Source organism: Geobacillus kaustophilus (assembly GCF_000948285.1).
GTDB lineage: Bacteria > Bacillota > Bacilli > Bacillales > Anoxybacillaceae > Geobacillus > Geobacillus thermoleovorans_A.
Genome location: NZ_JYBP01000003.1, coordinates 2,017,202 through 2,029,786 on the forward strand (window position 1 = coordinate 2,017,202; position 12,585 = coordinate 2,029,786).

Genomic DNA, 12,585 nt, shown 5'->3' on the forward strand with positions numbered 1-12,585 from the left:
AAAGACTATCGCTTCCTGCGATAGCGATAGTGCACAACAACTTTTATGCTTCCTCTTCCTCTGTCAACAGGCGGTCGTATAAACGCAACAGCTGCCGGTACCGGTGTTCATCGACCGCCTTGTCTCCGTTTTCGATATCCGCCAGCTCAGAGCGGATGAGCTCAAGTGCATATTGCTGGCTGAACAAAACGTCAAGCAATAACGCCGCCTCCTCGCCCGACAGCCTTGGCGGCAGCCGCTTCGCCATCTCCATTCCCCCTTTGCCTCTTCCGCTTCCATATATATTCGCCGGCAAAGGAAAAAAGTCGTGGAAAAAACCGTCATTTCCAAGCGACCAAAAAACGGCTTTCTCTCCTTAAAGCAGGCAGATGCGTGATATTTTGTGCATGGCCGCCATCAAAAAAAAGTGTCCCGCTTCTGTTGGGACACCTTCCGTTCAATAATATCGAAGCGCCAAATAACCGATGGCAAACACAGCAAGCAAGACGGCGAGCACATACGCAAGCAATATCGGGTTGCGCAAATAGGCATGCTCCTCGACCGTTTTCGGGATCGGCCCGTCAAGCTCTCCTTGCCAGCGCTGCTGGCGGCCGAGGCGAACCGTATAGACGAACCCAATGACCGCGATCAATACAGAGAGGGCGGATAACACAAAAGTTAACTGTGCCATAAGTTTCACCTCATGTTTACTTTGCCGCAATGAGGCGATTTTATGCAGTCAATAATGGGCGTCATGCTCAAACAAATAGCTGTACGACAAGTCAATAAACAAGTAATGGCGCTCATCGATCGGATACGAATACGTCCGGATCGTTTCCCCTGTTTCAATATCCGTGTATAAATCGGACAAAATCCCTCTTCGGCGCGAGCGCATGCGAATAATGTTTTCCAAAAAATACGGGCGCCAGCTCCAGTTTTTCATATAATATTGCGGCTGAAGCTCCCACCGGCCGCCGCGCTTGAACATATTGCCCGACTGCTGGAAGCCGTCCTCATCACAAACATAAATGCGGAAGCAAACATCGTCGAGCTCGCCGGCCAACAGGGAAATGAGCTCGTTAAAATCGGCGGCTTTTTTGTATTTGCCAAGCAGCGCGCTGATCCGCTGCTGAAACTGCTCAGCAATTTGATACAGCGTTTCAAGCTTTTTCTTTTCCTGCTGGATGAAGCGATGGCACTCTTGGCGGAGCAAGTCTTTCAACAAATCGCGCGGCACAACCTCTGGCGCCGGCTTGGCCAAATAATACCCTTGATAATAGCGGCCGCCATGCCGCCAAGCATACTGAAGCTGAAATGACGTTTCGATGTCCTCATACAGGAGCGTCGCTCCGATTTTGCGCGCCAACAGCGAAATCGAGTGAACGATTTCCTGGTATGCTTGATGAACGGACGTTTTCCGCAATTCACGCAAATCGATTTTTAAAATGTCAGGCGACAAGACGCCGATTCGCTCAAGATGAATGCTATGTTCGGCGATGTTGTCGACCGCCACTTTAACGCCGTATGTACGAAGATACGTCAATAAATGGCTGAGCTGATCGACGTCTCCCTTGAAATGCTGCTCGTTGATTTCCAAAACGATGCGGCTTGGGGCCAACCCTTTCGCTTCATAGGAGAGAAGCAGCTGCAAAAACGACTCGCCACGGTCAAGCATCAGCAAGTTGGCGTCGCGGTTTAAAAAAATGAGCAGCGTTTGATCATCAAGCGACAGAAAATAGTCGAGCGCTTTTTTCGTGATCACATCATCCACTTCGATGCGAAATTCTTCTGGAATGGTTTCATCGTGAAAAAACGGCCCAAGGCTGACCGGCCCTGTTTCCGTTTGAAACCGACCGAGCACTTCATAGCCGACGACCCCATGCTCATCGGCGCTGAAAATCGGTTGATAGTGCGGAATCACTTGCGGCAAGTTGGCCATCACGTCTAATGCATCCATCGTGTTCACCTCATCCCCATCGACCATCTTTGCCTTTATTATAGCATAATTGCCCAATCGTTCCTGACTCGTAAAAAAAGCGGCTCCCCTGACAGCAGGGAATCCGCTTGTGACAAAGGCCGTTGCGTGCAATGAGCCGGTTGCCCGCGATAAATGAAGAAATACCGCCTGCAATCCCTTTTGGGTGAGGACCATCTTGCTTTATGGCAAATTTGATTAAAACGGCCGCCGGTTCAGCCATTGGCCGCCGTCGACTGTGATGCAAGCGCCGTTAATGTAAGCGGCTTCATCCGAAAGCAAAAACGAAGCGACCGCCGCGATTTCTTCCGGCGTCCCGAGCCGCCCGAGCGGCACGCTTTCCAACGTCATCCGCTCCGCTTCCTCTGATTCCCAAAGCCGCTCCGCCCCGCCGGTCCGCTCAATCGGTCCGGGAGCGATCGCATTGACGCGGAAGCCGTACTTTTTCCCCCATTCCACAGCAAGCGTGCGCGTCATTGCCAGCACTCCAGCCTTGGCGCTCGCTGAATGAATGACCCCGGCGCCGGCATGCCAGGCATATGTCGCAACGATGTTGATAATGTTCCCTTTCAAGCCGCGCTGAATCCAGTAGTTGCCGACTTCCCGGCTGCAGTAAAACGTGCCGTTTAACACAATGTTAATGACGCTGTTCCAGCCGTTGATCGACAACTTTTCCGCCGGGCAAATGAAATTGCCAGCCGCGTTGTTGATGAGGGCATCGATGCGGCCGAATTCCGCATCAGTCCGCTCCACCATGTGCGCCACTTGTTCCGGGTTGCGCACATCCATCGGGATCGTAAGCACTTTCCCTCCATCCGGCGCGGCGATTTCCCGCTTGGCCTCTTCGAGCGCCTCGGCCCGCCTTCCCGTAATGACGACGTTGGCCCCATCAGAAACAAACCGCTTCGCCATATATTTCCCCATTCCGCTCGACCCGCCGGTCACAATGATCACTTTTCCGTTCATCCATTTCTCCTCCTATGACTGATTACTCATTCATTTTTATCATATCATAAAATAGTGGAATATTCGAACATCTTAGTCCTCCTATTGTCCTTTTCCCTCTCTTTTCGTTATAATAAAGCTGCTTGTGAAAGGACGACGAAACGATGCACCATATCGAAACAACCAAACTAAGCCGGCGCGCCTTTTTGAAAAAGCTGGCGCGTACAAGTTTCAGCGCAGCGCTGGCGACGGCGGCCGCCTCTGGCTATGCCCGCTGGATTGAGCCAGCCGAGCTGACCGTGACGCACCATGCGCTGTCGCATCCGCTGATCCCAAAGTCGTTTGCCGGCGTCAAGCTGCTGCAGTTCAGTGATCTCCATCTCGGCCATTATTACGGCTTGAAACGCTTTTACCGCATTATCAGCCGCATCAACGAACTCGGGCCCGATCTCGTCGTATTCACAGGCGATCTGCTCCATGAGGCGAACCGGTATCCGCACACTGAAACAGTCGCTGAGGCGTTGGCCGGCGTCCGCGCTCCTCTTGGAAAATTTTGCATTTACGGAAACCATGATCACGGCGGCTATGGAACCGATATTTACCGTCGATTAATGGAACGGGCCGGATTCCGCGTTCTCGTCAATGAGCATGCACTCGTCCGACGCGGCCATGACACGATCGCCATTGTCGGCAGCGACGATATGATGCTCGGACGCCCGGACTGGTTGAAAATGACTCGCGGCATTCCGCCGGCGACATATACAATCGCGCTCGTTCATGAGCCAGACGGCGCCATTGAGGCTCGCCGCTTCCCTATTCACGTTCAACTGTCCGGCCATAGCCACGGAGGGCAAATTCAGTTGCCGTTGATCGGGCCGCTCATCACGCCGCCGCTGTCTGAGCGGTATTATGAAGGGTTTTACCACATCGGCGGGCTTTTGTTGTACGTCAACCGCGGCCTTGGCACGACGCGGGTGCCGCTTCGCTTCTTCGCCCCGCCGGAGTTGACGGTTTTCTCACTCTCCCCTAGCTAGAAACACAGGGAAATGTAACAATCGCACCAATTTCTATGCTATAATAGAAAGAAAAAAGGAGACATGCCGATGAAGCCGTTGCAATTGACGGTCGATGACATTGCCAAAGCGATTTTTACCGTCAACCGCCATGCTAAGACAGCATTGAATCCTTCGTTTCTTTATCTTTTGAAGAAAAAAGCGATCGAAAAGCTGCTTGAAGAGGGCAAGGCGAAAAAAGTCGGCCTCCATTTTTCCCGCAATCCGAAATACAGCCAACAGCAATCCGACGTGCTCGTCGCCGTCGGCGACTACTACTTTCACATTCCACCGACAAAACAAGATTTCGCCGTCCTTCCGCACCTTGGCGCTCTCAATGATTCGTACCGCAACCCTCCGGCTCGGATGCCGCTGTCGGAGGCAAAAGCCATTCTCATCGCCTACACCGGACTGAAAGAAAATCCGGAACAAAAGCCGAAACGGCTGACAAGACCCGCATTTAAACGACTCGGCGACCGCTATTAAGCGGACGCCGGTTTTTTTCAACACGGGCACATCTTAACGCCGGGTCGGCAACAGGGGCACCGATGTCTCTTTTGCTTCATGGTTAACCAGCTTTTTCGCCCGCCCTGTCCTGCAATGAAAGCCCCTCTCCTTTTCGCTCTGCAGGAAGAGGCCGGTGAAAAGCAGCCATTTTCTCTAAATCAATGATTCTCGAATGAAGAGAAGAACAATATCCGTAAGTTTTTTCTATTTGAGAAAAAATGATTGAGCCGTCTTCCCTGTTCAATCACCGGCCTTCTAAAACAAACAATCCAGCCTCTGTTCTGTTGGCTACGCTGAGACCCCTTTTCGCTTTATGCTCCCCCATTGCTTTTTCCGGCGAACAGCGTCGATCACCCCTTCGCACCGCCACCAGGCCGTAAGCGGCCGGTACCAAAGCGTCTCCGTCAGCGAGAAGAAAAAAAGCCTCACTAAATCAGAGACGTTCGGGAACTTCCGCTCGGTCCATTCTTCAAGCAAGACGGCAGCCGCTGACAACAGCGAACCGTACAAAATCGAAACCGTCAGCAGCAGCAGAGCGAATTCGATGTACAAGTTTCCGAGAAAGAAAGAGCAAGCAACAGTCATATAGCCGATCAGCTCCACGAACGGTCCGAGAAGTTCAATGAACCAAAAATACGGTAGCGAAAGAAGACCGATCGAACCGTACCTCGGATTGAACAGCAGCGACCGGTGGCGCCATAAACTCTCAAGCAGCCCGCGATGCCAGCGCCGCCGCTGCCGGCGCAAATCCCCATACGTTTCCGGCGCTTCCGTCCAGCAAACCGGGTCAGGGATGTAGATGATTTTTTTCGTCTCGTTTTTTTCACGCGCCAATCGATGCAGGCGGACAACGAGTTCCATATCCTCGCCAACCGTATCGGCATATCCCCCGGCTTCAACCACCCAATGTTTGGAAAAGACGCCGAACGCTCCAGAAACAATCAGCAGCAAGTTATGTCGGCTTAAGCCGAGGCGGCCGAGCAAAAACGCGCGCAAATATTCAATCGTTTGCATAATCACGAGCGGACGCCGCGACAAACCGACCTTGACGATTTCGCCTCGTTCAATCCGGCAGCCGTTGGCGATCCGGACACTCCCCCCAGAGGCGATGACTTCTCCGTCGGATTCAAGCATCGGTTTCATCACTTTCAAAAACGCGCGCCGCTCCAGGACAGAATCGCCATCAATAGAACAAATGTATGGATAACGAGCAGCGTTGATTCCAGCGTTCAACGCATCCGCTTTCCCGCCGTTTTCTTTGTCCAGCACAAACAAATGCGGATAATCAGGCGACTGGTAAACCGCTTTGATGTCCTTTGCGTCCAGCTGGCGGCGAATGACGCGATAGACCGGCTTCAGATGAAAATGATCGATCAACCGCTCAAGCGTCTTGTCAGTCGACCCATCATTAATGACGATGACTTCGTACTCAGGGTATTCAATGGCGAGCAGCGACCGCACCGAGCCGACGATGCCGGCTTCCTCATTATAAGCGGGAACGAGGATCGATACCGGTTTAGCATAGCTTGCGTCGAGCAGCTCTTCATACGGCTCCCAATCATCGAGGCGATGGACGCGGCGCAAATGGATAAAAGAGACAATAAGCAAAAAAGCATAAAAAAGGAGAACGATTATCATGTAAATGAGTACAATGTGTCCTGCGATCCAGAGAAACGCACGCCATGCTTCCACCATTATTCCTCCCCTCGAAGCCACTGCCTCGCCATATCGCGGGCGTAACGGTCCGATGCTGTGCGCGCCGCGGTGCGCAGCACAGCCCGTCCCCCCGGCAGACGCGCGATGGCCGCCGCCGCTTCGGAACGAACGACAAATGAACGGTCGCTAAGCCGCTCATACAGCAACGGAAGAAGCCGCTCTTCGCGGCATTTTCCCGCAAGACGGGCGGCCATCAGCCGCTCTTGCCAATAGGGGGAGCACAAATGTTGCTCGAGCCTTGCTGCTTCAAGCTTCATGCCGATTTCCGCCATCGCCTTGAGCGCTCGAACGCGGAGCTCCAACTCATCTGATGCCAAGAGCTCCAGCAAAAACGACCGCTCCTCGCGCCGGCGGATGCCGATCATATCCACGAACGCGCATTTCCCCGCCGGCGGCAGCTCATCAAATCGCTGTTCCACCTGCCGAAGCAGCCGCTCACTCATATGGCCAAAAATGACCCGGTACGCAAACTCGGTCAATTCGTATTTCGGCTCAAGCACGTAGGCCACCACCGGGCTATAGTCAAATTGGGCGAAAATAGCCAACAGCTTTGCCTCTTCCCCCCTCGTCACCCGGTCGGAGCGGTACAGCCGCTCCATCTCCGGCACCATCACTTGCATCCGCAAGTCCTCGATCAAAAACAGCGCGTTCATCCGCTCGCTCCAATGACGGCTTGACAGCCGGCGGCGCAGCCATCCTTGAAAATGCTCCTCCGCCAACGCCCGGATGCGCGCCTGCACCTGTTCTCCTTTCAAAAGGGCGGCAAAATGGTCAAGCAGTTCGATCATCGCTTCCCGCTCAAGCGGCGAAGCCGGCAACAACAGCTGTTCCTCCTCGCCGAGCAAATACCGAAGCAGCCCAAGCCGGTGTCGTTCCTTATAAGCGCATATCCGAACTTGGCGCCGCTTTTCCCTCCATTTGCGCACAACCAAATACAGGAACAAATTCGACAACAAGGTGAATAAAGCAACCGCTGCCGCCGTAACGACCAACAGCGCCATTACGCATCCAGCTCCTTCAGCAGCCGGCGCAGCCGCGCCTCAAGCTCAAGCCATTTGAACGGCTTTGTCACATATTCGTCCACCCCACGGTCAAGCGCATGGGCAATATCCCGCTCATCTTGGCGCGACGTCAGCATCATCACCTTGTATGGCTTTCGCTCTTGACGAAGGCGGTTCAGCACCTCAAGCCCGTCCATTTTTGGCATCACCCGGTCCAAAATAACGACAGATTGCCGCCCGCTTTGATAAAACGGAGATTCAAGAAACGAAAGGCCGTCGTCGAACTCGCAAATGTCTGCTTCCCTCTTCTGCTCAGCAGCAAGCTTGCAGACAAGATCGGCGATCATCATCCGCACGAGTTCATCGTCGTCTACGATGGCAACCCTCCATCGCCGCCGATCCGTTGGCGCTTGACGGAGGGCCTCATCCGAAGACCCGTTTTCCTCCCGCACCGCTTCTTCAATCCGATTGCCGCCGCCTCGTTTCGCCGCATACAGCGCCTTGTCGGCCAGACGCAGCCAATAGTCAAGCGGCCGATCCGGTTCATCGCACTCGACCAAACCGGCGGAAAACGTACATGATAGAAGTGCGCCATCCACCTCGACCTTTTCGGCGGCGAACTGGCGCCGCAGCCGCTCAAGCACTGCACGCGCCTCTCTTTTGGACGTTTTGGCCAGCCAAACGACAAACTCTTCGCCACCAAAGCGAACGACCGTATCCACTCCACGTGTATGTTGGCGCAAAAAGGCAGCCAGCTTTTGCAACACCGCATCGCCTGCAAGGTGGCCGAAGCGGTCATTGACTTGTTTGAAATGGTCCAAATCAAGCAACGCCAAACAGCTTGGCACTCCGTAACGCTCGAGGTCGCTCCGAAGACGGGCGTATACCCGCGGCAAATACTTCCGGTTGTACACACCTGTCAATTCGTCAATGAGCACAAGGTCATCGATTTTTCGTTTTTTTTCAATGAGCCGGCGAACGCGAACGAACAGTTCATCTGCCGCTGAGATGGTGATGACATCATCCGCGCCAAGCTCATACCCTTTCAACCGCCCCTCTTTGCCCTCGTCTCTGCTCACAATGACAATCGGAAGATAAGGGCGCTGTCCGGCGCGCTCAAGCAAAACCGCCAAGTCCGGATTCTCCCACTCTCCCTCCTTCACGCTGACGATGATGCAATCCAGGCTGATGCGAAACATTGACGCGGCGGCCTGCTCAAGGGAGGGGATCGTCGTGAAACGCCATGGCACGGTTTGCAGGGCGACGCGGACGTAAGCAAAAAACAGGGGATCATTTCCACAAAGGAGAACAGCTGCTTTCGGTCCTTGGCAGTGCGAAGAGGGAATGATGGCAGAAGCCCCTTTGCCGGCTTCATAGAAGCAGCGAAGGAGAGGAGCCATCTCCATCAGCGCCTCCTCCGCTGTCCATTGCCGTTCCGTTTGGCCGTTCAACCGATGAATGAGCCGCTCTGCTTCAGCAGCGATGTCGCTGCGACCAATCACCGCCGCCGTCCGGCCGACAGCATTGAAAAATCGGGCCAATTCCGCACCGTCAAGCGGCGGTCCCGTCCTCCATCGTTCGTATTGTTCATGGATGAGATCCAACAGCGAGGCGACAGATCGATCCATATTCCCCCCTCCTTTCCGATCACCGCTTTGTTTCGCCACACCACCCGATTCTCTTTTCACCCCCCTTTTTTCCTATTACTAATATAATCGATTGATATGAAAAACATGAAAAGAAAAGCGCGCAACCGTCAACAATTTCAAATGCCTCACCCCCCTAAAAAAGCCGTTGCTTTTTGGCAACGGCTTTGTTCAATACAAAAAATCAAGCAAGCGGCGATCGGCCAAATTCGTATCAACCGGGCACTCTTCCGCATCACGCCCGTACTGCCACACCCAGACGTTCGCGCTGCAAGGCGGGGCAGCCGGCTGATAGCGCGGCGCTTTTGGCTCTTTCGTCGTTCCCGTCCTTGGGGCGGCGCTCCAAATGACTGCCTGCACCGCCACTTGGTTGTTCCGGCTGACCGCCTCGCAATAGGCGGCAGCGAAATCCCCTTTCGTCGGGTCAGCATACAGACCCGGGCGATATCCGGTCGGATAGAGCGTTTCCACCCAGGCGGCGATCCAAGCGGCATCCACAGGGAAAAAATCTTCAATGTTAGCAAACAGCAGCTTATTTTTTGGAATGCCAAGCCGACGCGCATGGAACAGCGCGTTGCGCGCCGCCACTTGCCCGTTCGCATAGCCGACCGCTTCGCGGAAGGCGTTATAAATCGGCAGCACTTTCACCCCGTAGTTGCGAATGCGGGCGATCTCGTCGCGCGTCAACCCTTCGGACACATTCGGCACTTCCGACAAATAGCGGCCCCAAAATTTTGGATAGCCAAGCTCCGTCCGCACGCATTGAAACAGTTGATCCGTTACGACTTGCGCCGAGTCGACGCCCCAAATTCCTCTTGCCATCGATTCCCCTCCTTCGCTCTTACGCTGCCGTCATGATGTAATTATGTATATGAGGGGAACAGCCTGTTTTATACAGCTATTGGCGGCGCTCCCGCTCCTCCTTCGCCCAGTCACTTTTCAACAACTGAAACCAGCCGTTGCGCTTAAACCAGACGAACATCGTCATCCCGATCACCGCCATGGCCGCCAATACAACAAAGTATCCGTACTTCCAGTGCAATTCAGGCATATAATCAAAGTTCATCCCATAAATGCCGGCAATAAAGGAGAGCGGCATGAAAATGGTCGTAATGGCTGTAAATGTCATCATAATATTGTTCATTCGATTCGAGTTGAGCGATAAATAGCTGTCACGGATATCCGCGGTAATTTCTCGGTTTGTCTCAATCATTTCCGACAGCTTCAGCAAATGATCATAAATGTCATGAAAGTACAGCTGCCGTTCTTTCATGCGCTGCAGCCGGTCGGAATGGATGATGCGGTACAACAAGTCGCGCATCGGCACGATCGTTCGGCGCAGCTTCGATAAATCGCCGCGGATGTCAAACACTTTTTCAATAATGTCGTGAATCGGTTCATTGTTCGTATTCTCCTCTAAATCGTTCAGCACGTCTTCAATATGATAAAGCGGTGGAAAATAATCATCCACAAGCTTGTCGATCAGCCGGTACATGACGTGAAACGGCCCCTGCTGAATATGTTCTTCATGCTTCAATCGCTCCCACACCTCATCAACGGCATGAATCGGCGACTTATGAAACGAAACGATGAAGTTTTGCCCGACAAACAAATCGACTTCCTCAGCCTCCAGCGTCATCCCAGCGATCGCATGGAGAACGACAAACAAATAGCGGTCGTAAAAATCGAGCTTCGGCCGCTGCACATATTCGAGACAGTCTTCAATCGCCAGCGGATGGAAACGGAAAAAGGAAGCAAGCAGCGCCGATTCCTCATCGGTCGGCTCATGAAAGTCAACCCAATACCATGAGACGTCTGGGCTGTTGACAAGCGTTAAGTCAACATCATACAAAATCTCAAATTCTTTTGTCACAACACACGTGCGAATCATCGCCATCACCTTTGCCTTGTTCTCCTCTTATCATAACCGAAAAACTGTTAAGTCCCAACAAAAAACGGGTATTAAAATCATGTAGAGAAAAAATTGACAAAAAATATTTATCTAAATTTTCTTTACATTGGCATCAAAAACGACGATAATATAAGAAAGGGAACTGTTTCGTTCCCATATGGGAGGGACTGAATCATGTACGAAAAACAATACCCGAATGAAGGCGCCGTTTTGTTCAACCAACCGGAAGAAAAAAGCAGCTACGGGCCGATGGCCGAACAAGTGCTGAAAGAAGCGATCTTCCAGTTTCAAAGAAAAAAGCTGATGGAACAAATTGATGAAGCGCTCGCGGCCGGCAACAAGCCGTTGTTTTTCAAGCTTTCCGCCCAATATAACGACCTGTTGAAAAAATACGGCGCGTAAAAGGAGCGAACAAAGTTGGAAAGTGAATCGTCGATGACCAAGTGAGCCCCATTTCCGTTTGTGGGAACAATCTAGACGGAAAGGGGCTCATTTTTGTTTTTTCGTTTTCCTCGCCAATGGTACAATAGAAGCAAAAAAAGAAAGGTGGACAACCGTGAAACACCTCATTCAACCACGCGTTCAAGCCATTCAGTTATCAGGCATCCGCCAATTTTTCAACCTTGTCGCCGACCGTCCAGGGCTCATTTCACTTACGATCGGCCAGCCTGATTTTCCGACCCCTGAACATGTAAAAACGGCCGCCCAAGAGGCCATTGCCGCCGATTTCACAACCTATACGGCCAACGCCGGCCTGCTGGAACTGCGCCAGGCGGCTTGCCAATTCGTCGCTGACAAGTACAGCCTGCGCTACACGCCGGACGAAGTCATCGCCACCGTCGGCGCGAGCCAAGCGCTTGATGTTGCGTTTCGCACGATTTTGGAGGAAGGGACGGAAGTGCTTCTTCCCGCGCCAGTCTATCCCGGCTATGAACCGCTCATCCGCCTGTGCGGAGCGAAACCGGTGTACATCGACACAAGATCAAACGGTTTCCGTCTGTCGGCTGAGCTTATTGCGCCTTATATCACGGACAATACGCGCTGCCTCGTTCTTCCATACCCATCAAATCCAACCGGGACGGCGCTGTCGGCCAAAGAGCTTGAGAACATCGCTTCACTTTTGAAAGGACGACCGATTTGGATCGTCTCCGATGAAATTTACAGCGAGCTCGTTTACCGCGGACGCCATCGCTCGATCGCCGAATGGCTGCCGGAGCAGACGATCGTCATCAACGGCTTAAGCAAATCGCACTCCATGACCGGTTGGCGCATCGGGTTTGTCTTCGCTCCGGCGTTCGCCGTTGAACAAATGGTGAAAGTGCACCAATACAGCGTCTCGTGCACGTCATCGATCAGCCAAAAAGCGGCGGTGGAGGCGCTGACCGCCGGCAAACACGACGCCGAGGTGATGCGTGCCGCCTACGCCGAGCGGCTTGAGTATGCCTACAGTCGTCTCACCGCCATGGGGCTGCCGGTCGAGAAGCCGGATGGAGCCTTTTACTTATTTCCGTCAATCGCCGCCTTTGGCATGTCTTCGTTTGATTTTGCCCTCGATGTCGTCGAAAACGCCGGCGTCGCCCTCGTTCCCGGCAGCGCCTTTTCCGAATACGGTGAAGGTCATGTCCGCCTGTCGTACGCTTATTCGCTCGATGTGCTCAAAGAAGGGCTGGACCGGCTCGAGCGGTATATCCAAACGAAGCGCAGCCCGTAACTGTTTTCAAAAATTATATCGCTGTATGCCGCCATGCCCCCATAAGAGAGAGGCTGCTTTTCTCTCAACAAAGTTCCAGCGTTCGCTTTTGTCTTTTGGTGACAATACAAAAGAAGGTGTCCCGACCTTTTGGGGACACCT

At 53.1% G+C, this 12,585-nt stretch carries 14 protein-coding genes; 4 read left to right on the forward strand and 10 right to left on the reverse strand.

The annotated features are described in order from the left end of the window. Positions 1–43: 43 nt before the first annotated feature. The 4 genes from abbA to fadH form a co-directional block, all read right to left on the reverse strand. Positions 44–247, reverse strand: a complete 204-nt coding sequence (gene abbA / locus LG52_RS10440) for an antirepressor AbbA (protein ID WP_044731866.1) — start codon at positions 245–247, stop codon at positions 44–46. A gap of 189 nt (positions 248–436) precedes the next feature. Further along, complete coding sequence (locus LG52_RS10445; protein ID WP_044731867.1) at positions 437–670, reverse strand: hypothetical protein; 234 nt, start codon at positions 668–670, stop codon at positions 437–439. Positions 671–718: 48 nt separating this feature from the next. Continuing rightward, a complete protein-coding gene (locus tag LG52_RS10450) occupies positions 719–1,936 on the reverse strand; it encodes an EAL-associated domain-containing protein (protein ID WP_011230545.1) in 1,218 nt (405 codons plus the stop codon). A gap of 216 nt (positions 1,937–2,152) precedes the next feature. Then, positions 2,153–2,920 carry a 2,4-dienoyl-CoA reductase gene (gene fadH, locus LG52_RS10455; protein ID WP_011230544.1) on the reverse strand — a complete coding sequence of 256 codons (768 nt, stop codon included), beginning with the start codon at positions 2,918–2,920 and terminating at the stop codon, positions 2,153–2,155. Positions 2,921–3,063: 143 nt separating this feature from the next. Between fadH and LG52_RS10460 the strand changes: the two genes are divergently transcribed. After that, the gene (locus LG52_RS10460; RefSeq protein ID WP_044731868.1) at positions 3,064–3,933 is read left to right on the forward strand and encodes a metallophosphoesterase; all 870 of its coding nucleotides are present in this window, start codon (positions 3,064–3,066) and stop codon (positions 3,931–3,933) included. A 69-nt stretch (positions 3,934–4,002) separates the two neighbouring features. Beyond that, positions 4,003–4,437: a YkyB family protein gene (locus LG52_RS10465; RefSeq protein WP_044731869.1), complete on the forward strand. Its 435-nt coding sequence runs from the start codon at positions 4,003–4,005 to the stop codon at positions 4,435–4,437. Between the two features lie 82 nt (positions 4,438–4,519). Here the strand turns inward: LG52_RS10465 and LG52_RS19795 are convergent, their stop codons facing one another. From LG52_RS19795 to corA, 6 genes are all read right to left on the reverse strand, one after another. Continuing rightward, positions 4,520–4,702: a hypothetical protein gene (locus tag LG52_RS19795; RefSeq protein WP_156135636.1), complete on the reverse strand. Its 183-nt coding sequence runs from the start codon at positions 4,700–4,702 to the stop codon at positions 4,520–4,522. 44 nt (positions 4,703–4,746) lie between these two features. Further along, entirely contained in the window at positions 4,747–6,153 is a 1,407-nt protein-coding gene (locus LG52_RS10470; RefSeq protein ID WP_044731870.1) for a glycosyltransferase family 2 protein, read from the reverse strand. Next, positions 6,153–7,175 (reverse strand): HEAT repeat domain-containing protein, encoded by a 1,023-nt coding sequence (locus tag LG52_RS10475; RefSeq protein ID WP_044731871.1) that lies wholly within the window; start codon positions 7,173–7,175, stop codon positions 6,153–6,155. The genes LG52_RS10470 and LG52_RS10475 overlap by 1 nt, the downstream gene beginning before the upstream one ends. Continuing rightward, positions 7,175–8,803 (reverse strand): diguanylate cyclase, encoded by a 1,629-nt coding sequence (locus LG52_RS10480; RefSeq protein WP_044731872.1) that lies wholly within the window; start codon positions 8,801–8,803, stop codon positions 7,175–7,177. The genes LG52_RS10475 and LG52_RS10480 overlap by 1 nt, the downstream gene beginning before the upstream one ends. 189 nt (positions 8,804–8,992) lie before the next feature. Beyond that, positions 8,993–9,643 carry a glycoside hydrolase domain-containing protein gene (locus tag LG52_RS10485; RefSeq protein WP_044731873.1) on the reverse strand — a complete coding sequence of 217 codons (651 nt, stop codon included), beginning with the start codon at positions 9,641–9,643 and terminating at the stop codon, positions 8,993–8,995. A 76-nt stretch (positions 9,644–9,719) separates the two neighbouring features. Further along, positions 9,720–10,718: a magnesium/cobalt transporter CorA gene (corA, locus tag LG52_RS10490; protein ID WP_044731874.1), complete on the reverse strand. Its 999-nt coding sequence runs from the start codon at positions 10,716–10,718 to the stop codon at positions 9,720–9,722. 189 nt (positions 10,719–10,907) lie between these two features. On the opposite strand from corA, the gene LG52_RS10495 reads away from it, so the two are divergent. Together LG52_RS10495 and LG52_RS10500 are read left to right on the forward strand one after the other, a co-directional pair. After that, positions 10,908–11,135, forward strand: coding sequence for an IDEAL domain-containing protein (locus LG52_RS10495; RefSeq protein WP_011230536.1), 228 nt, complete (start codon positions 10,908–10,910; stop codon positions 11,133–11,135). A gap of 154 nt (positions 11,136–11,289) precedes the next feature. After that, positions 11,290–12,444, forward strand: a complete 1,155-nt coding sequence (locus tag LG52_RS10500) for an aminotransferase A (protein WP_044731875.1) — start codon at positions 11,290–11,292, stop codon at positions 12,442–12,444. The last annotated feature ends 141 nt before the right edge of the window (positions 12,445–12,585 follow it).